Genomic DNA, 23865 nt, shown 5'->3' with positions numbered 1-23865 from the left:
ATGGTTAACTATTTAATCCCCAACGGTTATTAATTATTCTAATAACCGTTTTAATCTCGATTAAATCAGGAAATTCAGTCCTTGCCGGATCACAAAGTCCGCCGTATCCTGTTGTGCTCGCTCAAGCCTGTCCTGCCTTTGCTCCAGCCCATACTCGTGAAATATTCTTGGACCGTTCCACACATCCCTCGTGTAGTTTTGCAGATACAGCACATTCTCCCTGGCTCCAGTCAGGCCGCTGGCGGTCATAAAATGGGGACTGGTAGCTGCATCACCAGCAGCAGTGATCACTACTTGACGGGAGCCTGATTTTTTCTTTATCACATTTCTCCAAACCCGGCGTTGCTGTAAAGAGAATACCGCCGCAGATGAGTCATTAATCTTTTCCGGGGTAACACCCAGCGACTGGTCAATACCATAGCTATGTGCCACTGATTGAAACCATGCCCTGGAAAGCGCTTTTTGTACCCTGGCTACGCGCTGATTACGCCATGCTTTCTGGTCGGCTGCTGATCGTTTTTTGCCATTTTGATCCAGATCTGGCACCGGTAATGCCGCTAACTTGTTCTTAACCTTCTGACAGAATTGAGTAAATGCTTCAGGCAACTCCATCCCGATATAGACCAGGTTTTTATTGTCAAAACACCGGGTTTGCATCACACTTCCACGGGTGGATGCCTGCAAGCTGCGAACACCGCTTGACTGCTCATGGATTTGCCGGGCAAGCAATCTTCGTTCATCTGAACTCAGCCCCTCAATCCTTTCCACCTGAGATATCATCTGCTCTTGGAAAAACTGCTGAAACTGTTGATCAAGTACCACCAACCCGCGAAAATCCGGAAAAGTTTTCAGCCGATCATTTTGCAGGGGCTGGTCTTTTGGTCCTTCCCAGGAACAGACACCATAGCTTCGGGCAGACGTTACGGCCCTGTCCCTCATATATTTATTACGAATTTTGCTATGTTTACCCCCGGCGCAAATCACTAAATCCACGGGACGGGTTAACGTTGCTCCAGGTTTCTGATAACCGGCAGGCGGCTTTTTCTTGCCGTTGGCAAAGGGAGAGGGATCATTCCCGGGGTGATATTCAGCCTGTACTGTATAGCCTTGTTCACCGGCCTCTACTTTGGTCACTTCATAGGCAGCCAACCGCTCCAATCGGTTTTTCTGCGGGTCATCACGCTGGGAAGTATGATCGTAATTGCGTGCCATCAGTTCAGCCAGTCTATGATTCAAAGCTTCTTCCAACCGGTGAGTGACAATTTCTCCTGCCATTTCTCCCAAACCATCCACACGAACAATACCCTTTCCAGCCTGTCCATTCTCTCCGAACAGGTCGTAGTAATGCTCTCCAAGATAAAACTTCAGCATATCCATCCATTTAGGATCCAGTCGAACCACTTGCAACCGGTTATATTCAGTGCTCCGTTTCTCAAACACTGAGACATTGGCCCCCTCCTGAAACTGGGTGAAAGCCAGCATCAGCCCTGTTGGCCCAGCCCCTTCAATGGCAACATTCGGATGTCTGTTTGCTTTATTGTTCTGCGCTATGATCCAGTCCAGCTGGGCTAAATCCACTTGTGGTCCTCTTAACTGAGCCAAATCCAGCAGCTTTTTGAACATCTGCTGATTGTGCTCAGAATCAGTACCATAGATATTGGCCTTTCCTATACCTTCTAATAACAGATTTAACTCCCAACGCCGCCCTTGAGTCAGCTGAACATGCAACAATGCCGCCCGACCTTCTGCTATCAAGGCCCGATGTGTTTTGCAACGGGCTTCGAGTTCTTTAAACTCCTGGTCTTGATCCTGATTTTCTGCGGACAAAGTGCTCCTTAAGGACTCATACTGCTGAAAATCTTTTTTAACCCGGTCCAGATCAAGCGTTCTCAATTCACTGGGTAATCGACTTATTCTGGCCGCTACAGCACAACCGTCTGCAAACAGATTTTCCTCTAGCCGGTGTACTCGCGAGTAACGAAAAAATAGCCCCTGATAGCTATCTTTAACCAAGGCCAGATCTCTGGCAGACACCAACTCCCGGGGATGGCCCTGCACAGACGAACTGCCCAGGCCATTATCAAAAATCCGATTGAGCGCATACCGCAAGGCCCGCTGACGCCGGGAGTATGGATAGATAAATACATTACCGATTCGTTTCGTTAATTGTTGATACTCTTCAAGAGACAGCTCCTCCCGAATGTTATGTAAAACGGACAGGGTGATGGTATCTTCCAGGTCAATAAAACCACCAGATTGCCGGGTATTACGAAAGTGCTTTTCCAACTTGCTGATAGCTTCGTGAGCTTTATGCTCATCCGGTAACAATTCCGGTGACAGAATAATAAGTTGATAATAGGCTTTCAGCACTTCTCTGGTATCTTCCAAAGTCACCCGGGGGAGGCGAGACAGCAATCCGGAAAGCTCTTTTTTCAGAAACCCAGCGGCTTCACGGATAATTTTACGTTCTTTCGTATTACTTAGAATTGTATCCTTACTACTGACTATCGCTTCACACTCTGATTCTTTAAGAAAAGGCAGAACGCCATTTTCCACGGCCTGTATGACCTGTTTTTTTAGACTGTAAGGTGCCTTTTCAGTTTGGAGCAATTCCCATAACTGACCACGGAATAAAGCAGCCGCTTCATAATTTTGTCTTCTTTGCTTGCGACCCTCTGTCGTGAAAAGGCTTAAAAAACGTTGAAGCAAAGAGGTATTGGATTGGACTACCTTAACTTTTCGATGCCATACCGCGCCCTGACGAGCATCGCCAGCGTGTTTCAATTCAAGGGAAATGTTCAGTTCTGCCAGTTGATGATTCTGATGAATTGCTTCAAGTTCTGCCAGCGTGTTTTTGATATAAGCATAGGGTTCATTATTTAATAACCCTGAGGGTCTGCCGGTATCCATTCCATTACTCCTTGTATGTTAAAAACTGTCGGACAGGTCCTATTCAGATCATTGGCTAGTTAACAATGTGCTTTTATATAAATCACTAACCGAATAGTCAGTTACGATGACACCCTATGCCTTACCGCCCTGTGGAAGTTGTTCTGTTTCGATATTAATGGAGAATGGGTTGACGTTATGCTTGATCGCAGCTCCTGATCAAAAGCACCTTACTTGAACAAAGAATGATAAGAGAGAGTCATGCCAAGCTTCCTGACCCGGCAGACAATAGAGAAGACGACATAACCATTCAGTTACATCGCCCCCAGTTTGAAAGGAAAATCTTTGAATTAGTCCAGGGATAAATCCAGACCTCGCCGGGCAACCCCGGGATAGTCATCTTCAGGCAAAAACGCAGAGAGAGCCACCAGCATTTCACCCAGTGCCTCTTCTGACTCAGCCACCAGATTGATATGCCCCATTTTACGACCAGGGCGCTGGGTTTTGCCGTACCAATGGCTGGTGACATTGGCAACTGACAACACTTCAGCGGGAATATCAGGCTGACCCAGAACGTTAATCATGGCACTGGGGCCAATGGCTTCAGTGGTGCCAAGGGGTAAACCGACAATGGCCCTGAGATGGTTTTCAAATTGACTGCACAGGGTTCCCTGCTGGGTCCAATGGCCGGAGTTATGAACCCGGGGGGCTATCTCATTTACCATCAGCTGGCCATCCACATCAAAAAACTCGATGGCCAGGACCCCGACATAGTCCATTTCAGCAGCCAGCTTACTGAAGGCGTCCACCGCCTGTTGATGAATCCCGGTAGAGATGGATTTCGCGATAGATAGCGTCAGAACCCCATTGGTATGCTCATTCTCAGTGACCGGATAAATAGCCATATTCCCCTGTTTGTCCCGGGCACCGATAACTGACACCTCGCGCTGAAAGGGAATCATTTTTTCCGCAATAATCGAGTGGGGTGAATGTTCACGGCCAGCAGCCAGGAAGTCTGACATTTCCGACCAGATCTGCTCAAGATCACTGTCTGACCTGACCCGCCACTGCCCTTTACCGTCATAGCCTGCCTGACAGGTTTTAATGACCAGTGGCAGCCCCAGTTTCCCGATGGCTGCATCAAAGTGAGAACGGTCAGTGATCAGCTGGTAAGGTGCACAGGGTACGCCGGTTTTATCCAGTAACGCTTTCTCCATACTGCGGTCACCACCGACTTTAATGGCCTGCTTACCAGGATAAAACTTTCCGGACGCAGCACACAGAGTCAGCACATCGTCAGGAATATGCTCAAACTCAGCGGTGATGGCGTCACATTCAGCAATAGCCTCCGAAAGGGTTTGATCGCTGACCTGAAGCGTCAGGGGGTGCATCAGCTTTGTGGAGCCCACATCATAGGAGAGGATATTGATATTCAGCGGTGCGCCCGCAAGACTCATCATGCGTGCAAGCTGGCCCGCGCCTAACACTAGAATATTCATACTGCTTTTTATCACTCGGCAGGATCAGGATTCGCTAATACGGTTTCGGTTTGCAGCTTTCTGAAATCATCAATTCTGGCCTGCAACTCTGGCTGCTGACAACCAAGGATCTGTGCTGCCAACAGGCCGGCATTGGCCGCCCCGGCATCGCCAATGGCCAGAGTACCGACTGCAACACCTTTGGGCATTTGACATATAGACAATAAAGAATCAATACCGTTCAATGCTTTGGATTTAACAGGAACCCCCAGCACCGGCAGGCTGGTAAAGGCGGCAGCCATTCCCGGCAGGTGCGCAGCCCCCCCGGCACCGGCAATAATCACTTTGATTCCCCGGGCAGCAGCCTGGGAGGCATAATCTGCCAGTAGTTGTGGAGTGCGATGGGCAGAAACAACCCTTGTTTCGTAGTCGATGCCGAAATTTTCCAACATTTCAGCTGCATGCTGCATCGTGGGCCAGTCGGACCTGGACCCCATTATAATAGCAACGGTCATAACCACTCCTTTATTCTGAGCGGCAATAATAGCACATATAACCCGTTTGCCTTCAGGGAAAACAGACCAAGTCGTGGCCAGCAGGCTTGCATAAGAATGGCTCAGCAATTTACAGACAAGGCAACCTGGCAGCCATCTGTCACTTTTCAAGCTGAAAACAACCACCTGATTTAATATAATTCTATAAAGATCAATAGATTAGCTTATTTTTATAGAGAAATGATACTAAAGTATAATTTTACCTTTACTCATTATTCCATATATTGACGAAAAAATTGGTCTAGAAAGGAGTACGGACTATGTTTGGTTTTTATAATGGAACACCGACGCGGTCTCAATTAGAAAATCGTGAGACCAGACTCGGGGAAACAAATAAACAATCTAAAAAATTTAAAAATAGCGCTGCAGCATTTGCTCAAACCGCTAGTGAACTTAACAATAAAATCGCTGGAAAAACTGAAAAAGCCGGAAAAGCTGGAAAACCTAAAGACACCAAAAAAACTAAACGCGGTGAAAGGGGTAAAGCATTTCACCGAAAGACTGAAGAAGTACATGCTGAAAGAGCACCTCAACCAGGCAAGGTTGAAATTGGCGGAAAAGATCTTTCCAAGCGTAAAATTGTCTGGCTAGAAAAGTTTAAACATTACTTTAACATATTTACTTGCAATGTGAGTTTAAAACTTCATTTTTATCGTAGTCAGGAAGCACGAGCAGCTCTTAAAAAATCCAGAGATGAATCAAAATCAGAGTTGGCTATCCTTACAAACGAAGAAGCCATGAAGACAAATACCTCAAAGATGAAGGAAGAGCTAGAGGATAGGCAATACTTAAAGGCAGCCAAGAGAGCCGTGGCTACTAGTGAAGCTGCTTTTAAAGCAGGAAAAGCTCGAATTGAAAGCTGGTGGGCACGTGTTTAAACTGATGTTTATCAGACTGAAAAATTTAAATTCTTTTCAGGAAAATATAAGTTTACTGTCGTAAAAAAAGCATGAAATGCTGCCTTAAACCCGGGGCAGCATACAATCTTCATTTACTATCCATCAATCAATCCCATGGCACCCTCCAAAGAGCCATTATTGACATAGATCCCATCTTCACTGATGGACCATCTTGATCCGATGCAGCCGATCGCGTTAACGCAAACTCTCCCCCCAATGTCTGCTGTGCTATCTTCTGGCGAAGTCAGGCTGGCCTGCAGTCGAAGGCGGTTCAGTCCCGTTAGCCTGGTAAAGTCCATTCCTGATAAGCCGATGTAAACTGTTCAGCGCAAACAGGCTGGATAGTCTAAATATGAATAGTTCCCGAGGAATGTAATAGCTTGTTTAACGCCAATGAAACCGCTTTGAGAAACCCGATATATTATTTATAGTCTCAGCAGTCAGCCTTACAGGCAATACAGCAACGTGCGAAGTCGATTACTAAACCAGGTAAATATCAGAAGTCTGCCATGAAAATGCCTTTTCAGCCTGGAGACCAGGTGACCACTCATTTTTATCCGGTCCAGAAAAACCGCCGCAGAACCGTCATCCGCTGCTATCGTTCTATTGACTGCCCATCTGGCTGGCTGGTTGATACAAAAGACGACAGTGGGAAACTGTTGAAAGCACTGGATGCGAAGTGGTATCAGCTAATAGAAATGGAAGAGGCACCTGAGCCAGAGACCACCCGGTAGCAAAAAGAATTGTTTAGGTAGTGCGCGAGGGAGCAGGAATGCAGCATGAAGTAGAACTGGTAGTCGGTACTGGACTTGAACCAGCGACCCCCACCATGTCAAGGTGGTGCTCTACCAACTGAGCTAACCGACTGAAGTGGTGCGTATATTATCAATGCAGCTAAAAAATGCAACACTTCAATCAGCTTAATTCTAACAGGGTAAATACCTGATCTCAGTGCTTTAAAACCTGCTCTCTGAGCAAGGCAATTTCATCCCTGACAGCAGCAGCCTGTTCAAACTCCAGGTTACGGGAGTGCTCCATCATTTTCGCTTCCAGCTTCTTGATGGTCGCGGCCATGACGTCCGGGGTCATGGGAACCTGATACTCAGTTTCCGGCTCTGCCACTGCCCTCTGGGCTTTACTGCCTTTCTTCCGTCCGGGCACAACAGCGCCTTCAAGAATATCAGCCACGGATTTGACCACACCTTTTGGCGTAATATTGTGTTTCTTGTTGTAGGCCATCTGCTTTTTGCGACGCCGTTTGGTCTCGCTGATTGCCCGCTCCATGGAGCCGGTCATCCGATCACCATAGAGAATCGCCCGGCCATTAATGTTTCGGGCAGCACGGCCAATGGTCTGAATCAATGAACGGTCGGAACGGAGAAAGCCTTCCTTATCGGCATCCAGAATAGCGACCAGAGAGACCTCGGGCATATCAAGGCCTTCCCGCAGCAAGTTGATACCCACCAGCACATCAAAGGCACCAATACGCAAGTCACGGATAATCTCTACCCGTTCCACCGTATCAATATCAGAGTGCAGATAGCGTACCCGCACACCCTGCTCATGCAAAAACTCGGTTAAGTCCTCGGCCATACGCTTGGTGAGCACCGTGACCAGCACCCGCTCCTCTTTGGCAACGGTTTTATTAATCTCCATCAGCAGATCATCCACCTGAGAGGAGGCCGGTCGGACCTCAATTTCCGGGTCCACCAGACCGGTAGGCCTGACCACCTGATCAACCACCTGCCCCTGGTTCTCTTCCTCATACTTCCCCGGTGTCGCAGAGACAAAAATAGTCTGCGGCCGTCGTCCTTCCCACTCTTCAAATTTCATAGGACGGTTATCCAGGGCAGAAGGCAGGCGGAAACCATACTCCACCAGTGTCTCTTTTCGAGAGCGATCCCCTTTATACATGGCACCGATCTGCGGCACAGTCACATGGGATTCATCAATCACCAGCAATGCATTATCCGGGATGTAGTCAAACAGGGTTGGCGGTGGCTCGCCGGGTTTATTGCCGGAGAGGTAGCGGGAATAGTTTTCAATGCCGGTGCAGTAACCCAGTTCAATCATCATTTCCAGATCAAACTGCGTACGCTGTTCAAGTCGCTGAGCTTCCACCAGCTTGTTGTTATCGCGCAAGACATTGAGCCTATCCACCAGTTCTACCTTAATGGCTTCCACAGCATCCAGAATGGTCTGCCTGGGGGTCACATAGTGAGTTTTTGGATAAATGGTCGCCCTGGGCAATTTTCTCAGAACCTCGCCAGTCAACGGATCAAACTCGCTGATGGCTTCCAGTTCATCGTCAAACAGCTCCAAACGGACCGCCTCTTTTTCCGATTCAGCGGGAAAAATATCAATAACATCACCGCGAACACGGTAAGTGGCCCGCCGAAAATCCGCATCGTTGCGCGTGTACTGCAATTCCGCCAGGCACCGCAGAATGGTTCGCTGATCCACCCTGTCACCACGGTCCAGATGCATCATCATTTTCAGATAAGACTGTGGATCACCCAGGCCATAAATGGCCGAAACCGTTGCCACAATAATCGCATCCTGTCTTTCCATCAGGGCCTTGGTGGCAGAGAGACGCATTTGTTCAATATGTTCATTAACCGATGCATCTTTCTCGATATAGGTATCTGACGTGGGTACGTAAGCTTCTGGCTGGTAATAGTCATAGTAGGAGACAAAATACTCCACGGCATTGTCTGGAAAGAACTCCTTGAACTCACCGTAGAGTTGTGCGGCCAGTGTCTTGTTATGGGCCATGATGATCGTCGGCCGCTGTATTTTTTCGATCACATTGGCCACCGTGAAGGTCTTGCCGGAGCCTGTTACCCCCAGTAATGTTTGGCAGGCAAGGCCAGCATCAATGCCCTTGACCAGCTGTTCAATAGCAACCGGTTGATCACCAGCGGGACCGAAGCGGGAAGAAACTTTAAACGATCGACTCATGCTACCCTTCCATCTGGAGCAGAAAAAATTTGCCAACGGTAACCGACAAACGCATATCAACGGTACATCGTATTGTGTATGATGCCTTCTGTTGGTCGCATGACGGATACTTGCTAATCATCACCGTTATAGTACAGCTATTGGTAGATAGTTTCCGCCATTGGAAGTCTAACCAAACATCAGAGAGCTTACACAGACTCAAGCGATCTTCTCCAGCCAATAGCGGAAGGCAAACAGCTTTATAATTCTCAGTGTTACAACCATAAACGAGGAAAACTGTGACTGGTCATCCATCCCAACGCGTGCAAATGGTCAAGCCATCTCCAACTCTGGCAGTCACCGCCAAGGCTGCCGAACTGAGAGCTGCCGGACATGATATTATTGGCCTTGGTGCCGGAGAGCCCGATTTCGACACTCCGGAGCATATTAAGGCCGCAGCGGTCAAAGCCATCGCTGAAGGGAAAACAAAATACACTGCCGTGGATGGAACCACCGAGCTGAAACAGGCCATTATTGATAAGTTCAAGCGGGATAATGGCTTTGAATACGGGCAAAGCCAGATTCTGGTTTCCTGCGGCGGCAAACAGAGCTTCTTCAACCTGGCCCTGGCACTGCTGAACAAAGGTGATGAGGTCATTATTCCAGCCCCTTACTGGGTATCTTACCCGGATATGGTTGTCATCGCCGAGGGTGTGCCGGTTATCGTCGAAGCCGGTCTGGAAAACCGCTTCAAAATCACACCCGAGCAACTGGAAGCCGCCATCACTGACAAAACCAGACTGGTGGTACTCAACAGCCCCTCAAACCCGACGGGAACCGCTTATAACCGCAAAGAGCTCGAAGCACTGAGCAATGTGCTGAAAAAGTACCCGGAGGTAATGATCGCCACCGATGATATGTATGAGCATATCCTCTGGACTGAAGAGCCTTTCTGCAACATCCTGATGGTTTGCCCTGAACTCTATGACCGCACGATTGTTCTGAACGGCGTTTCCAAGGCTTACTCCATGACCGGCTGGCGGATTGGTTATGCGGGCGGGCCAGAGTGGCTGATCAAAAACATGAAGAAGATCCAGTCCCAGAGCACCTCCAACCCCTGCTCTATCGCCCAGGCTGCTGCCGTTGAGGCACTGAATGGGTCACAGGATTGCGTGAAAGAGATGGTCAAGGTGTTTAAGAAGCGCCATGACTACGTTGTTGGGCGATTGAATCAGCTGCCGGGCGTGAGCGCTATTGAGGGTGACGGTACTTTCTACGCTTTTGCTGATTTCAGTGAAGCAATGAAAAAGCTGGGCTATACCAAAGATACGGATCTGGCAGCTCTCTTCCTGGAAAAAGGCGTTGCCCTGGTTCCCGGCTCTGCCTTTGGTTCTGATGGCTGCATGAGGCTATCGTTTGCGACCAGCGATGAGGCGTTAGAAAAGGCTCTGGACAGGCTTCAGGAAGCGCTGGCCTGATAAACGATATGCGCTGAGTACCAGCTTCTGGTACTCAGCAACTTGACAGACTCATTAAGAAAGGTATTATTTACCTTACCTTTTGATCCCCGATAGCTCAGTTGGTAGAGCAAATGACTGTTAATCATTGGGTCGCTGGTTCGAGTCCAGCTCGGGGAGCCAGGCACTTCAATGAAAAATCATCCCCGCAGATTATCATGTCTTATCAAAATGGAAATTTATCTCATTAGAGTCCTCCAGTTTGCTCCCTGCCCTGGTCAACCCGGTACCCTGCAAATACACTTGATGCGGCATTAGCAGTTTCGGATCTGGTTCAAAGCAATTATTCAACCAGGATGGAACCTGTTTCATGTAAGTATTTTCTAAATCGATATGTGATTTAACTTTCACCTTGATATCATCATCCAGATTTATAATCTCAGTTGCAGTCATCATCAAATCTCTTCCGACACTCAGGTCATGGGGCAGTTTCACACTAATTTCTGACAGTTTGAAATCCCTATCCAGCTTGAGCACTTCAGGGAAAACCATCACGCCTGGAAGGCCGGTCAGGTAAATAGATTTCTGCACCGTCATATCTATGGGCCATTGCGTAAAACTTTTACAGTTTTCAATAATCACACTACCCACAGAAACACCAGAACCAATAGATTTGAAATCATCACAGTCAATCAGATTCAGAGAGCCGTTAAACTTCATATTTTCCGGGATATGGACCAGGCCCGTTTTATTCATAGTAACCGAAAATTGCACCGACAAGGTCTCAGGCAGCAACTTAAACCCGGGACACCTCCTGACTGATAAACTACCATTTCGTACTTCAAACTGCTTTCCAGGCGACTCAAAGTTTTTACAATCGGATATTTTACAATCCCCCATAATCAACGTCTTATTACCAAAGCCAAGCCACTTGGAACAATTTGAGGCAACAAACATTCCATCCACAATTAAGTTATCAGACAGATAACCAATATCAGTATCATCAGGCACATCGACTATAAATTCAGTACTGTCTGAACCGGGACCACTCGCCAGGATAAACGCCTGATTCCTTTTTGCCGTCTGAATATCATATCCAAGCAGGTTTTCAGGCAATACATTAATATGCTTTGGCCCTATTCGGATATCCCCCTTGATGTGAAGACTGGCAGGTAGAATAACGTTTTCAAGCCCTCTTAGATCAAGAGATGAATCAACAATATAATGAATATCTGCTGCGAATTGATTGTTACGCATCAGTTCTATGAATCTTTCAGCGGTAACAACCCTGCTCGACTGTAACGAATCATCCTTCTTCACAAGAGCTGAAACCTTGGATGTTTGCCCGCAAGCCGCGCTGGATTCAGAATGAATTAGCTTTAGCTTTGGCGATGTATTTTGAACAACTTCCAATGACTCGGATTCACCTCCTGCATTAAGGAGTTTCGTAAAAGAATCCGCCAATGAGCAGGAAATAGCACCACCTGCATCCCCACTGGTGAGTTTACGACCTTCAACTTGCTTAACTCTGTTTTTGGCAGGCTCCGCTGTAGTTAAAAATGTAGTTACAAGCTCATTAGTTCCGATGACATTGGTAGAAGTGACTTTGCCAGGTGACATACATCAAACCCTCTCAAACAGTTAATCTGAGATGTTCAATCGAGCTGGTAATTAAAGAGGCAGGTCAATAACCATCCACGCTATCCTTACCGTCAATTTCAACACTCCTTAATATGTGGTGCTCAATGCAACCATAGGAGGCCGCATGTCCCAACCAAAAAGAGAGAAATTTACTTGGCAACACATAAAACTCACCAAGATTGGAATCATAAACGATAATAAAGCCGCTATGACCAGCAGTACTTTTGGTACGGTAAAATGCCATGGCATGCCCATATACTTGTTGGGCACCCGGATATTGCCTATACCAGAATCCATAGAAATAAGCCCCTTCTTCCCATGAAAGTTGATTAAAAAGGGTAATAAAGCAATAAGGTGTATACCTTATCGGCACTTTTTTTGTGTATTTCAAGCCACGAAGCCGCATTAACATTTGATCAAATACCATCAGCTCCTCCGGTTCATAGCGCATATCCAACGTATATTGTAACAAAGGATTGGATCCACCTTTGTTCTTATTAAGTTCTGCCATTCTCTGTGCGGGCGCTAGTTGACGACTGACGCTTGTTAAAATCAGTCGAAGCCAGTGAAGTGAAAAAGCATGACAAGCTCCGTAAGCAGACTTGGAGTTTCCTTCTACTCGACTGCCCAGGATATCTCCTTGGGAGAAAGAAAAATAAGCCTCATAAAAATTCATATAATTTCTCGCTACCTTTGCCAAAGATAATTCTTAGGAATAACACAAGAAGTAAGAGGTCATTATTAGCAATTCCAAAGAGGCAAAATCAGACCACTAAAAAACCAGATTATAAAGACTATGGAACAACTGAATCCAAAGTCATCAACGATCTGGCCATTATTGTAAGTATGGAAAATTATTGAAATATACTCGAAGCACAAGATTAGAAAGTAGCAGTTTAAATCGAGCCTGATATAATTTATTCAAATAGAAAGCCCGGCTCTATTTTCAATCTTACCTTTAATTTCAATCTTCGCTTTTATTTCAATCAAATCACTTAGACTACTCTCCCTCAAAACCCTGAATCGGTTTAACTGTTCCCCAATGATGACAGCGAGGACATTGCCAGTGCATTTCTTTCCCGGAAAAGCCACATCGACCACAGGAGAAAACAGGTTTAAACTCAAGCATCCGGTCCGTAAGATGGTGAATCAATTCCAGTACATTGTCCGACAAGTCACCCTGAAACTGACGACGAAGATCAATCAGCTCATTCAAGCCTCTCAGTGTAGGGTGACGTTCAAGTTGCGCTGTTAGAAAGTTAACAGCCTGAGACTCCCCTGACTCCCTGAGCAAAAGATGAGTCATTGCAATGATAACCGCAGTACCGGGACGCTCATTCAGGCAACGACCAAGGTAAGCGCCAAACCCTCGCAAACTTCCAGTATGCTCAAAAGATTTCTCCAATAATGGCAGCGAGAGGGGCATGAAGCTGATATCCTGAACCGATATTCTCTGCAACACTTTAATTGCCTCTTTGTAGCCACCTTCGTCAAATTCCATTTGACCCAGTAAAAGACTGGCCCTGACACTGTTTTTATCCCGGGAAAACGCCTGACGTATCAGACGGCGCGCATTCACCCGATCATTCTGCTTAAGGGCTATTTCGCTCTGCTCGCAGTAATAATGTGCCAGAATGACAGCAAAGTGCTCTCCCCGGCCCGGCCTCAACCTTTCTGCTACTTCTGCTGCCTTAACCCACTCCCGCTCCTGTTCGTAGACACGCAATAATTGCTGCAAAGCCTGGTCTCTCAGCTCATGATTCTGACGACTGAGGTCAATCAGAATGGATTCAGCACGATCCAGCAGACCAGCTGAAGAGTAGTTATGAGCAAGTGCAAGCTGAACTTGAAAAGACTGGATGGAAGTCAGGCTTGGGCGCGCCAGCAAATCCTGATGAACTCGGATGGATTTTTCTACTTCTCCGCGCTTGCTAAACAGGTTTCCCAGCGCCAGATAGGTATCAACGGTGTCATTATTGATATCCAGGGCTTTGATAAAGACATCAATAGCTTCATCCGTCTGCTCATTAATCAGATAATTCAGACCGACAAAATAGTCCTTAGACAACTGGCCAGAGCTATTCACCCGCCTTCTCTTCTGATCACGCCAGCCCAGAAAATAACCAATGACGATTGCAGCTAGAATAAGGCCCAATAACGCAATATCAGGCATCCGTAAAGCCTTTCAGGGCACTGGATCTCAACTTCTGGAGTTCGGCGTCACGCCGCGCCAGCTTTCTTCTCAGGCTGGCATTAGCCAGTCGCAAACGGATAACCAGCATAAGGGATACCAGCAAACCGGCAAAGCCACCCAGTACAAAGGGCACCATAACCAGCGTGGAACTGCTTACGGCCGGCATCATTAACCCGCCCATTTCAAGGCTGATCTGCTCGGTATTGGAGAGGGTAAAGTTGACGAAAAACACCAGTAGGACAACAAACAACGCCAAAACCAGAAGACGCTTGACCCAAACGACTATTGTCGTAAAACTGCTCTTGACAAGAGGCAACTCGTAGTCCGCCATAAACTTATTTCACGATCAATCCATTTCTGCCTGTAAGCCACGATTCACCCTTTCCCGCAGCTCTTTGCCCGGCTTGAAATGGGGAACATATTTGCCATCAAGGCTCACAGCTTCACCGGTTTTAGGGTTACGCCCGACTCTGGGGGCACGATAATGAAGGGAGAAGCTACCAAACCCCCTGATCTCAACCCGCTCGCCATTGGCCAGCGAATCAGACATTTGCTCAATGATAGCCTTTACAGCTAACTCAATATCCTTGATAGAGAGCTGCGGTTGCAACTCGGCAATCCGCTCAATCAGTTCAGACCGGGTCATCTTCGTTTTTCCTTTCCCTGCCATTCCCGGAATGCCTAAAAGATCCTGCAGACCTTGATAGACACCGCTTATTGTTCAAAAGCGCCTTAAATAACCAGACTGTTTCTACACTAGCTAACCCACACCGAGAAATCAAGCAACCCTTTGATTAGCCCGCACATTTCATAAGAATACCTGCCACTCTCTGCTCCCGGCAGATAGCGAAGCAATACATTGGCTAAATCTCACACAACCTTTTGATCAAAAAAAACCGCGAGGCAAAAGCACTCGCGGTTTTCTTTGCTCTTAGCGGCAACTTTTCAAACAAAAGCACCCCTTGAGCAATCAGGAACAGGATGGATTACTTGTTTTCCATCTGAGCCTTGATCAGATCACCAATGGTGGTCGGACCGGCAGCTTCTTCGTCCTGCTTGGTACGCAGCTCTTTCATCGCTGCTTTTTCATCGGCCTGATCTTTCGCTTTGATCGACAGACTGATGTTGCGGTTCTTGCGGTCGATGCTGATGATACGAGCTTCGACTTCTTCACCTTCTTTCAGGACGTTAGTTGCGTCTTCAACGCGGTCAACACTGATTTCAGAAGCTTTCAGAGTAGCCAGAACGTCTTCCGCCAGCTCGACAACAGCCGCTTTGGCAGTGACTTCCTTAACGATACCCTTAACAACAGAACCTTTTTCATTCAGGCCAGCGTAGGCATTGAACGGGTCTTCGGACAGCTGCTTGATACCCAGGGAGATACGCTCACGCTCAGCATCAATCGCCAGGATAACCGCTTCTACTTCGTCGCCCTTACGGTACTGACGAACAGCTTCTTCACCGGTTTCGTTCCAGGAGATATCAGACAGGTGAACCAGACCATCGATACCACCGTCCAGACCGATAAAGATACCGAAGTCAGTGATAGACTTGATCTTGCCAGCCAGCTTGTCGCCCTTGTTGAAGGAGCCGGAGAAGTCTTCCCATGGGTTGGTCTTGCACTGCTTGATACCCAGAGAAATACGACGACGCTCTTCATCAATGTCCAGAACCTGAACTTCAACTTCGTCACCCAGGTTAACAACCTTGGATGGGTGAATGTTCTTGTTGGTCCAGTCCATTTCAGAAACGTGTACCAGACCTTCAACACCTTCTTCCAGCTCAACGAAGCAGCCGTAGTCAGTCAGGTTGGTTACGCGGCCAGAAGCACGGGCACCTTCTGGGAAGCGCTTGGTGATAGCAACCCATGGATCTTCACCCAGCTGCTTGAGACCCAGGGATACACGGTTACGGTCACGGTCAAACTTCAGGACCTTAACGTTGATTTCGTCACCAACGTTAACGATTTCGCTAGGATGCTTGATGCGCTTCCAGGCCATATCAGTGATGTGCAGCAGGCCGTCGACGCCGCCCAGATCAACGAAGGCACCGTAGTCAGTGAGGTTCTTGACGATACCCTTAACTTCCAGACCTTCCTGCAGAGAGCCCAGCAGCTGCTCACGCTCAGCACTGTTTTCAGCTTCCAGAACGCTGCGACGGGAAACCACCACGTTGTTACGCTTCTGGTCCAGCTTGATAACCTTGAACTCAAGCTCTTTGCCTTCCAGGTGCGCCGTGTCACGAACCGGACGAACGTCTACCAGAGAGCCTGGCAGGAACGCACGGATAGTGGCCACGTCAACAGTGAAGCCACCCTTGACCTTGCCACTGATAACACCCTTAACAACGTCTTCAGCTTCGAAGGCTTTTTCCAGTTCCTTCCAGGCTTCCATACGCTTGGCTTTTTCACGGGACAGACGAGTCTCACCGAAACCGTCTTCCACCGCGTCCAGAGCTACCTGGACTTCATCACCAATAGCGATGGTCAGTTCACCGTTCTCATCCTGGAACTGAGCCTTGGGAATAACACCTTCAGACTTCAGACCAGCATGAACAGTTACCCAGTCACTGTCGATATCGACCACAACACCACTGACAATGGCGCCTGGCTTCATTTCGATTTCTTTCAGGCTCTCTTCAAACAGTTCTGCAAAGCTTTCGCTCATGATTTTTCCTGTGACAGTGTACGCATCTGCAAAGCCTCTGCCTTATCAGCAAAAAACCAGCCAATGATAACCGGATAACGTACACTGGATGTCATCCACACCGCCAGCCGGAGTGGGTTACTTTAATCAGGTTCGAATCTGCAATGCTGGCTTTACGCCAGAAACGAACCTCCAGATAATGTTGAGTGCAACCTGTGGCGCACTCAGGCTTACTGAAGTGGAGAACCCACTTCCCTGCAACCTGGAAGGCTGTCAGGAAAATCCCTAAACCAGCCCTCTCCGGCGCATCTGTTCCAGCACCTTGTTGAATACCTCCTGGATACTCATGCGGGTACTGTCAAGAATGATGGCATCATCGGCAGGCTTGAGCGGCGCTACAGCTCTCTGGCTATCTCGCTCATCTCTGGCCTGAATATCTGCCAAAAGGCGATCAAAACTAGCATCAATCCCTTTTTGATGCAACTGGACATAACGTCTTTTGGCCCGCTCTTCGGCGCTGGCGGTCAGGAAGACTTTCAGCGCCGCATCGGGAAACACAACCGTCCCCATATCGCGGCCATCAGCCACCAGACCCGGCAGCTCGGCAAAGTCGCGCTGCCGTTGCAACAGCGCCGCCCGAACACCCGGCAGTGCCGCAACCCTGGAAGCCATGGCACCCACCTCTTCCGTCCGCAGACTGGCACCCACCCGCTCACCTTCGAGAATAATGGTCAGACCTGCGCCTGATTCTGATGGCAAGAACTGAACATCAAGGTGGCCTGCCAAAACCTCCAGCGATGATTCATCGGCAAAATCAACCCCATGATTCATCGCTGCCAGAGCGGTTAACCGATACAACGCCCCACTGTCCAGCAACCTCCAGCCAAGCTCTCTGGCCAGCAGGGCTGCAATCGTTCCCTTGCCAGACCCGCTGGGACCATCAATGGTGACCACTGTCACTGGTGTCTGAGACTCACTCACTGGTATTTACCTTTACCACAATACGCATACCGGCTCGATTGGCCAGGCCTGCAAAATCCGGGAATGAAGTCGCCACATTTGCACAGTCAAGAATGCGAATATCGTCCTTTGCCCGCAGTGCAGCTACTGCGAATGACATGGCAATCCGGTGATCGCCATGGCTGTCAATAGTGCCACCGTTAAATACAGGCTTCCCCTTCTTTTCAGAAGCAGCATTACCGGAACCATTGATCATCATACCATCAGGCAGTGGTTGTGCATCAATACCCAGGGCAATCAAGCCATCGGCCATGGCCTGAATCCGGTCACTCTCTTTCACCCGAAGCTCACGGGCACCCGTGAGCAGCGTTCTGCCTTCTGCACAGGCTGCTGCAACAAAAAGCACCGGAAATTCATCAATGGCGATGGGTACCAGACGCTCAGGAATATCAATACCCTTCAGCGGCGCAGAACGCACTACCAGGTCGGCCACAGGCTCGCCACCCACAACGGACTCGTTTTCAAGGGTAATATCCGCCCCCATCAGCTGCAGGATCTCAACCACACCAGAACGGGTCGGGTTCATGCCAACATGGCAAAGACGGACCTCTGACCCCTCGGCGATTGAGGCTGCCACCATAAAGAACGCCGCTGAAGACACATCGGAAGGCACATCGATTCGGGTAGCCGTCAGCTTGCCTCCTCCTTTAATCGCGACCCTGCTGCCATTCTCACCATCGACAGAGACCTTATAACCAAAGCCATTCAGCATACGGTTGGTGTGGTCACGAACAATACCCGGAGCAACCGTCACCGTTTCACCATCTGCGTACATGCCCGCCAGTAACAGGCAGGACTGCACCTGGGCCGAAGCCATTGGCAGATGATACTCAATACCCTGCAACCGTGTGCCGCCTTTGATCTTCAGAGGTGGGCGACCACCTTCTGAGGTCTCGATGGCGGCACCCATCTGGCCAAGAGGGTCCACCACCCGATTCATGGGGCGACCGGACAGGGAGTGATCACCGGTTAATGTTACATCAAAGGACTGGGCTGCCATCAACCCGGCCATCAAGCGCATGGCAGTGCCGGCATTACCGAGATAAAGCGGCCCTTCCGGCGGCTTGAGGCCATGCATGCCAACTCCCTGAATAGTGACCTTGCCAAGATAGGGGCCATCAATCTGAACCCCCATATCCCGAAATGCCTTCAGGGTTGCCAGGGCATCCTCGCCTTCGAGAAACCCTTCAATCACTGTTTCCCCTTCCGCCAGGGCACCCAGCATGATGGAACGATGAGAGATAGACTTATCTCCGGGAACACGTAACTCACCGGAGATAGCCCCTCCCGGGCTGGCAATAAATGTCTGGGTACTTTCTTTCATAGTGTCCCTAGCTTCTTTAACTGAATCTTCACCTTCAATCAACACAGAGCCCGAAAAACCAGTAGCCATGACAGAATCAGGCAATGACTTCACCCGCTGCTTTCTGCTCTCCAGCAGAGAAGAGAAATGCTGACGCGCTGATTGTGCACGACTGAATATTCCCAGCAGCGACTGACTGTTTTTCTGCAAAATCGCTTCCCGGAGTACCTGAAGGCCCTCGGTAAATTCATCCAGTGCTTCCAGCACCGCCTGATGATTACCCAGTGCCACATCATGCCACATAATAGGGTCGCTGCCAGCGATCCGGGTAAAATCCCGAAAGCCGCCCGCAGCAAAGCGAAAAATATCCTGATTATCCGGATTCCCGGCCAGCGTATCCACCAGTGAGAATGCCAGGAAATGGGGAAGGTGGCTGGTCTTTGCCAGAACCTCATCATGATGATAGGGATCCATACTGGTAACCACTGCCCCACAGGCCTCCCAAAGCATCTTGACCTTTGCCAGTGCCACAGAGTCAGTATTTGCCAATGGGGTGAGGATGACATCATGGGCCTGAAACAGGGAAGCTTTTGCGGCACCGACACCACTTTTTTCCGACCCTGCAATTGGATGGCCAGGTACCAGCCAGGAGGGAACTTTGCCAAAGACCTCATGGGCGGCATCAAGCAGCGCTTTTTTACTGGACCCGGCATCGGTAATCACTTTTTCAGCAGGAACGCCATCGGGCAAGCAGGAAGATAGCTGCGCAAGAACGGGCTTCATTGCCAGCATGGGCACAGCCAGCATAATCACATCAGCAGCGGCAACACCGTCGGAGAGGCTTTCGCAGCCATAATCAATGATCCCGAGCGCCTCGGCCTCTTCCAGTGAGGCTTTATCCTGGTCATAACCATACACTTGCCGACACGCACCGGCGGACTTTACCGCCGCTGCAAAAGATCCCCCGATCAGGCCCAACCCAACCACCAGCAGTGTATCAACTGTTTTCACAAACGCACTCCTTACGACGACTGACCAAGAACCTGGCTCAGCGCTTCCAGACAACGACGATTTTCTTCCGGCAAACCAATGGAAATACGAAGGTGCTCAGGCATGCCGTAATTGGCCACTGGCCGAACAATAATGCCTTTGGACAACAACCCTTCATAGACCGGCATGGCATTCCGCTTGAGATCAACGGTGATGAAATTACCCGATGAAGGGATCCAGTTCAGCCCAAGGCCGGCAAACCCCTGCTCCAGGAATGCCATCCCCTGCTGATTAATCTCAATGGACTGCTGCAGATAAGCATCATCTTTCAGCGCGGCAACCGCACCGAACTGAGCAGGAAGATTCAGGTTAAATGGCTGCCTCAAACGGTTCAGCACATCGGCTATTTCAGGATTGGATATCGAATAACCGACCCGGGCCCCCGCCAGCCCATAAGCCTTGGAAAAGGTTCGGGTCACCACCAGATTGGGATAGCGGTCAAGCAGGTCAATACCATCAGGCAGGTCACCACCCACCCCATACTCAAAATAGGCCTCATCAAGGACAACGATCACCTCTTCCGGCACCTTGCCAAGAAAACACAGCAGATCCTGTTCACTGAAGCTGGTACCGGTGGGATTATTAGGGTTTGCCAGGAAGACAATCCGGGTATTGGCCTGGATCGCTGCCGCCATGGCATCCAGATCATGACCATAGTTAAGCGCTGGAACCACAATACTCTCAGCACCGACGGCCTTCACAGCCAGAGGATAAACAACAAAAGCATACTGAGAAAAAACCGCAGAACTGCTGGTATCCAGAAACGACTCCGCCAGAAGCACCAGCACATCATTGGACCCATTGCCCAGGGTTAATTGCTCCGGTGCCACCTTCAGTTTTTCTGCCAGCGCCTGTTTTAACTGATAACTGCTGCCATCGGGATAACGGGCCAGCTCTGCCAGGGATTCGGCCATTGCTTTCAGCGCAGAAGGTGGTGGCCCCAGAGGGTTTTCATTACTGGCCAGTTTGACAATATCCTCAACCTTCAAGCCCTGCTCCCTGGCAAGCTCCTCAATAGGCTTGCCTGGTTGATAAGGACTCATTCCTCTTACTCCGGGTACCGCCAGCTGCAGAAAATCACAGGACATAATTTGACCTTCAGTTGGGTTATGAAACTTGAAAACGGGCTCACTCACTTAAGACGATGAAAAAGCCATTTCCAACTCGTGGCAATTTTTATTGATTATGGAAAATTTCAGCGGTTATACGCTTTTCGGGCAAATACAGCCTGAAAATGTTGTTATCAGCTTCAACTATTGTCAAGAAGATAATCCCGGGGGAAATTCAAGTACTGACGACTAAGACGAATACAGTCCCTGGTTATAGATAAATTCCCACATCAGGGGCTTATAGAGATAGGCTTTCAGCGTCGGATCCAGCGGCAGATCCTGCACCGATTCCGACAACGGTTGTCCGGTTTTTTTCCGGTGTTCAACCAGGCGCGATCGAATAGCGGTGCGAGCGCAGGCCTGAAGTGAGTGGGGCTGAAAATTACACGGAATAAGGCAACTCCTCCTGCCAGTCAGTCTGCGATTACACCTGGCACCTGAATCCAACAGAGCTTTTAAGCCTTCGTTGCTGCAGCCTATAACGTCCAACGGTGTCTGGCCCCTGCTGTTTTTTGCGTTATAGTTGGCCCCCTCAGCCAGCAGCACTCTTACTTTCTTGCCGAAAGCCCTCATTGCCGCTTTATGCAACGGGGTATATTGCCTGTTACTATCTCTGGCTTCAAGGTTGGCCCCCTCAGACAGCAGCACACTGATATGCTGCAGGTGGCATCCACCATTACCAGCCGCATGGTGCAATGGCGTCCGGCCGAATTGATCAGTAGCCTCAAGATCGGCACCCGCGGCCAATAGTGCCTTGATCACCTTCGGCTCATAAGCTTCTGAAACCGCAAAAAGTAATGGCGTCGCCTGATAATTATCCCTGGCCTCAATATCGGCTCCCCGGGCCAGAAGCTCTTTCACAACCGCCTGGCTACGGGCAATATGCAACGGAGTTCGACCAAAACGATTGCGGGCATTAACGCTGGCACCTGCGACCAGAAGTGCCTTTACAGCCCCAAAGCTGTCTGGATCAGAAACCACAGATATCAGTGGAGTTTCTTCTCGCCTGCCTTTGGCCTCAAGATCAGCTCCCCTGGCCAAAAGCGCTTTCACAATCGCCTGGCTACGGGCCTCATGCAACGGAGTTCGATAATCACGATCGCAGGTATTGACTCTGGCCCCTGCGTCCAGAAGAATGTTGACAACGTCCGGAATTTCCGACATTACCGCCAGAAACAGCGGGGTTCTGCCCGCCTGGTCCCTGGACTCAATATCAGCCCCCTGTTCCAGCAAAGCCTTCACCGATGCCAGATCTCCATGGCTGGCTGCATCAAGCAAATTAAAATCACTGTCGTTTAATAATTCGCTAACTTGCAACGCTTCCAGTGTTTGCTTATCGCCTGGTTCAGACCTGCTTGATGGGGTATTCATCAATAGCTCCAACAAATTATCAAAAAGATAATCCCAAGGGGAGTTTAAATACCGACGATTAAAACAAGTAGCCGCTGATTATAGATAAGTTCCCATGAGGGGCTTATAGAGATAGGCTTTCAGCGTCGGATCCAGCGGCAGATCCTGCACCGATTCTGACAACGGTTGTCCGGTATTTTTCCGGTGTTTAACCAGGCGCGAGCGGATAGCGGTACGGGCGCAGGCCTGAAGTGACTGGGGCTGAAAACTAACCGGCTCATTATCCGAATCGATGCTGTCAAACCTGCCAGCCGCTGCCAGCAGGTCATCCAATTTGTCAATTCTGCCCATGGCCACATGCAACGGTGTACTCCTATTCCAATCTAGCGCCTTATAGTTGGCACCCTCAGCCACCAATACTTGTACTTTCTTGCCCGAACCACTAAATACTGCTTCATGCAACGGGGTATATCCTGTACTTTCTTCCCTGGCTTCAAGATTGGCCCCCTCGGACAGAAGTACCTCCATATACCGCAAGTCGTAGCACTTAGAGCTAGCCGCAAGATGCAATGGTGTCCGTTGAAATTCATCAGCAGCCTCAATATTGGCACCTGCGAACAGAAGCGCCCTGGTCGCCTCCAGTCTGTCATGATGTGTAATCGCACAAATGAGTGGCGTTGCTTTATCATTATCCCTGGCCTCAATATCGGCTCCCCAAGCCAGCAGCTCGTTGACAATCTCACGGCTACGGGCTTTGTGCAACGGAGTTTGACCATAACAATCGCGGGCATTAAGGCAGGCATCTGCAGCCAGAAGAACGTTGAGAACTTCCGGGTTTTCCGACATTACCGCAAGAAATAGCGGGGTTTTGCCAGACCAGTCCCTGGCCTCAATATCAGCCCCCTGTTCCAACAGCGCCTTCACCGATCCCGGGTCGCCATTCCCGGCTGCCTTGAACAGATTTTTGTCCTCCGGGGACAGTTCGTCTGCTGCGCCAAACAGAGCATTTGTAATGACTCTCAACAGTGTAATCATAACGACTTCCACATCGTCCAGTGTTTGGTCAACGCCGGGACAAGACTGCTTTCTGGATCGTCAGCTCCAGCTATTACTGCCAGGAAGACAGTCTCGTGAGGCGTTTAAGTAATGACGACTGAACTTTTTTTCTGTCCGATCGTCTAAATCAGTCATACAGCTTTTTCAGTGTTAATTCTCCAAGCCAGGCATAACAATTTAATGCAGGAGCAACTGCTGCACAGCACAGATTATTCCCGGACAGCCTCCCGGAGAGTTTGGCATATTCATTATGCAGGGTGACCGAAAACACGGATTACCA

19 protein-coding genes and 2 tRNA genes are annotated in these 23865 nt (G+C 49.1%); 4 read left to right on the top strand and 17 right to left on the bottom strand.

Annotation, left to right across the window (positions count from 1 at the left end):
* Positions 1-60: 60 nt before the first annotated feature.
* The 3 genes from J7439_RS00640 to purE all read right to left on the bottom strand — a co-directional run bounded on the left by J7439_RS00640 (position 61) and on the right by purE (position 4882).
* A complete protein-coding gene (locus J7439_RS00640) occupies positions 61-2910 on the bottom strand; it encodes an FAD-dependent monooxygenase family protein (protein WP_209199682.1) in 2850 nt (949 codons plus the stop codon).
* A gap of 329 nt (positions 2911-3239) precedes the next feature.
* A complete protein-coding gene (locus J7439_RS00635; RefSeq protein ID WP_286198122.1) occupies positions 3240-4388 on the bottom strand; it encodes a 5-(carboxyamino)imidazole ribonucleotide synthase in 1149 nt (382 codons plus the stop codon).
* An 11-nt stretch (positions 4389-4399) separates the two neighbouring features.
* Positions 4400-4882 carry a 5-(carboxyamino)imidazole ribonucleotide mutase gene (gene purE, locus J7439_RS00630; protein WP_286198115.1) on the bottom strand — a complete coding sequence of 161 codons (483 nt, stop codon included), beginning with the start codon at positions 4880-4882 and terminating at the stop codon, positions 4400-4402.
* Positions 4883-5181: 299 nt separating this feature from the next.
* Here purE and J7439_RS00625 point away from each other — a divergent pair, with 299 nt between their 5' ends.
* Positions 5182-5799, top strand: coding sequence for a hypothetical protein (locus tag J7439_RS00625; protein WP_209199680.1), 618 nt, complete (start codon positions 5182-5184; stop codon positions 5797-5799).
* 116 nt (positions 5800-5915) lie between these two features.
* Here J7439_RS00625 and J7439_RS00620 read toward each other — a convergent pair whose 3' ends face one another.
* The gene (locus tag J7439_RS00620; protein ID WP_209199679.1) at positions 5916-6119 is read right to left on the bottom strand and encodes a hypothetical protein; all 204 of its coding nucleotides are present in this window, start codon (positions 6117-6119) and stop codon (positions 5916-5918) included.
* A gap of 210 nt (positions 6120-6329) precedes the next feature.
* On the opposite strand from J7439_RS00620, the gene J7439_RS00615 reads away from it, so the two are divergent.
* Positions 6330-6554 (top strand): hypothetical protein, encoded by a 225-nt coding sequence (locus tag J7439_RS00615; RefSeq protein WP_209199678.1) that lies wholly within the window; start codon positions 6330-6332, stop codon positions 6552-6554.
* A 57-nt stretch (positions 6555-6611) separates the two neighbouring features.
* Here J7439_RS00615 and J7439_RS00610 read toward each other — a convergent pair.
* Positions 6612-6687 (bottom strand) — tRNA-Val (locus J7439_RS00610).
* Between the two features lie 81 nt (positions 6688-6768).
* Positions 6769-8781, bottom strand: coding sequence for an excinuclease ABC subunit UvrB (uvrB, locus tag J7439_RS00605; protein ID WP_209199677.1), 2013 nt, complete (start codon positions 8779-8781; stop codon positions 6769-6771).
* Between the two features lie 308 nt (positions 8782-9089).
* Here uvrB and J7439_RS00600 point away from each other — a divergent pair, with 308 nt between their 5' ends.
* Together J7439_RS00600 and J7439_RS00595 are read left to right on the top strand one after the other, a co-directional pair.
* A complete protein-coding gene (locus J7439_RS00600; RefSeq protein ID WP_209199822.1) occupies positions 9090-10238 on the top strand; it encodes a pyridoxal phosphate-dependent aminotransferase in 1149 nt (382 codons plus the stop codon).
* 86 nt (positions 10239-10324) lie between these two features.
* Positions 10325-10400: transfer RNA gene (locus J7439_RS00595), tRNA-Asn, on the top strand.
* Positions 10401-10433: 33 nt separating this feature from the next.
* Here J7439_RS00595 and J7439_RS00590 read toward each other — a convergent pair.
* From J7439_RS00590 to J7439_RS00540, 11 genes are all read right to left on the bottom strand, one after another.
* A complete protein-coding gene (locus J7439_RS00590) occupies positions 10434-11837 on the bottom strand; it encodes a hypothetical protein (RefSeq protein ID WP_209199676.1) in 1404 nt (467 codons plus the stop codon).
* Between the two features lie 64 nt (positions 11838-11901).
* On the bottom strand, positions 11902-12558 hold the full coding sequence (locus tag J7439_RS00585) for a hypothetical protein (protein ID WP_209199675.1): 657 nt from the start codon (positions 12556-12558) through the stop codon (positions 11902-11904).
* 300 nt (positions 12559-12858) lie between these two features.
* Entirely contained in the window at positions 12859-14031 is a 1173-nt protein-coding gene (gene lapB / locus J7439_RS00580; RefSeq protein ID WP_209199674.1) for a lipopolysaccharide assembly protein LapB, read from the bottom strand.
* Complete coding sequence (locus J7439_RS00575) at positions 14024-14383, bottom strand: LapA family protein (protein WP_209199673.1); 360 nt, start codon at positions 14381-14383, stop codon at positions 14024-14026. The genes lapB and J7439_RS00575 overlap by 8 nt, the downstream gene beginning before the upstream one ends.
* 15 nt (positions 14384-14398) lie before the next feature.
* The gene (gene ihfB, locus J7439_RS00570; protein WP_209199672.1) at positions 14399-14698 is read right to left on the bottom strand and encodes an integration host factor subunit beta; all 300 of its coding nucleotides are present in this window, start codon (positions 14696-14698) and stop codon (positions 14399-14401) included.
* A 340-nt stretch (positions 14699-15038) separates the two neighbouring features.
* Positions 15039-16718 carry a 30S ribosomal protein S1 gene (rpsA, locus tag J7439_RS00565; RefSeq protein WP_101749090.1) on the bottom strand — a complete coding sequence of 560 codons (1680 nt, stop codon included), beginning with the start codon at positions 16716-16718 and terminating at the stop codon, positions 15039-15041.
* 264 nt (positions 16719-16982) lie between these two features.
* The gene (gene cmk / locus J7439_RS00560; protein WP_353622975.1) at positions 16983-17678 is read right to left on the bottom strand and encodes a (d)CMP kinase; all 696 of its coding nucleotides are present in this window, start codon (positions 17676-17678) and stop codon (positions 16983-16985) included.
* Positions 17671-20031 (bottom strand): bifunctional prephenate dehydrogenase/3-phosphoshikimate 1-carboxyvinyltransferase, encoded by a 2361-nt coding sequence (locus tag J7439_RS00555; RefSeq protein WP_209199671.1) that lies wholly within the window; start codon positions 20029-20031, stop codon positions 17671-17673. Before J7439_RS00555 ends, cmk begins: the two co-directional genes overlap by 8 nt.
* Positions 20032-20042: 11 nt before the next feature.
* Complete coding sequence (gene hisC, locus J7439_RS00550) at positions 20043-21158, bottom strand: histidinol-phosphate transaminase (RefSeq protein ID WP_209199670.1); 1116 nt, start codon at positions 21156-21158, stop codon at positions 20043-20045.
* Positions 21159-21368: 210 nt separating this feature from the next.
* Entirely contained in the window at positions 21369-22550 is a 1182-nt protein-coding gene (locus J7439_RS00545; RefSeq protein ID WP_209199669.1) for an ankyrin repeat domain-containing protein, read from the bottom strand.
* Positions 22551-22628: 78 nt separating this feature from the next.
* Positions 22629-23564 (bottom strand): ankyrin repeat and SOCS box protein, encoded by a 936-nt coding sequence (locus tag J7439_RS00540; RefSeq protein WP_209199668.1) that lies wholly within the window; start codon positions 23562-23564, stop codon positions 22629-22631.
* Between the last annotated feature and the right edge of the window lie 301 nt (positions 23565-23865).

It is taken from the genome of Salinisphaera sp. G21_0 (assembly GCF_017744115.1).
GTDB lineage: Bacteria > Pseudomonadota > Gammaproteobacteria > Pseudomonadales > Endozoicomonadaceae > Endozoicomonas.
The sequence above is the reverse complement of the archived record's forward strand: the minus strand, read 5'-3'. Positions and strand labels throughout refer to the sequence as shown.

What these genes read in the sequence shown, in the direction of transcription:
- J7439_RS00640 (WP_209199682.1), bottom strand. Translation starts at nt 2,910, where the DNA reads ATGGATACCGGCAGACCCTCAGGGTTATTAAATAATGAACCCTATGCT.
- J7439_RS00635 (WP_286198122.1), bottom strand. Translation starts at nt 4,388, where the DNA reads ATGAATATTCTAGTGTTAGGCGCGGGCCAGCTTGCACGCATGATGAGT.
- purE (WP_286198115.1), bottom strand. Translation starts at nt 4,882, where the DNA reads ATGACCGTTGCTATTATAATGGGGTCCAGGTCCGACTGGCCCACGATG.
- J7439_RS00625 (WP_209199680.1), top strand. Translation starts at nt 5,182, where the DNA reads ATGTTTGGTTTTTATAATGGAACACCGACGCGGTCTCAATTAGAAAAT.
- J7439_RS00620 (WP_209199679.1), bottom strand. Translation starts at nt 6,119, where the DNA reads ATGGACTTTACCAGGCTAACGGGACTGAACCGCCTTCGACTGCAGGCC.
- J7439_RS00615 (WP_209199678.1), top strand. Translation starts at nt 6,330, where the DNA reads ATGAAAATGCCTTTTCAGCCTGGAGACCAGGTGACCACTCATTTTTAT.
- uvrB (WP_209199677.1), bottom strand. Translation starts at nt 8,781, where the DNA reads ATGAGTCGATCGTTTAAAGTTTCTTCCCGCTTCGGTCCCGCTGGTGAT.
- J7439_RS00600 (WP_209199822.1), top strand. Translation starts at nt 9,090, where the DNA reads ATGGTCAAGCCATCTCCAACTCTGGCAGTCACCGCCAAGGCTGCCGAA.
- J7439_RS00590 (WP_209199676.1), bottom strand. Translation starts at nt 11,837, where the DNA reads ATGTCACCTGGCAAAGTCACTTCTACCAATGTCATCGGAACTAATGAG.
- lapB (WP_209199674.1), bottom strand. Translation starts at nt 14,031, where the DNA reads ATGCCTGATATTGCGTTATTGGGCCTTATTCTAGCTGCAATCGTCATT.
- J7439_RS00575 (WP_209199673.1), bottom strand. Translation starts at nt 14,383, where the DNA reads ATGGCGGACTACGAGTTGCCTCTTGTCAAGAGCAGTTTTACGACAATA.
- ihfB (WP_209199672.1), bottom strand. Translation starts at nt 14,698, where the DNA reads ATGACCCGGTCTGAACTGATTGAGCGGATTGCCGAGTTGCAACCGCAG.
- rpsA (WP_101749090.1), bottom strand. Translation starts at nt 16,718, where the DNA reads ATGAGCGAAAGCTTTGCAGAACTGTTTGAAGAGAGCCTGAAAGAAATC.
- hisC (WP_209199670.1), bottom strand. Translation starts at nt 21,158, where the DNA reads ATGTCCTGTGATTTTCTGCAGCTGGCGGTACCCGGAGTAAGAGGAATG.
- J7439_RS00545 (WP_209199669.1), bottom strand. Translation starts at nt 22,550, where the DNA reads ATGAATACCCCATCAAGCAGGTCTGAACCAGGCGATAAGCAAACACTG.
- J7439_RS00540 (WP_209199668.1), bottom strand. Translation starts at nt 23,564, where the DNA reads ATGATTACACTGTTGAGAGTCATTACAAATGCTCTGTTTGGCGCAGCA.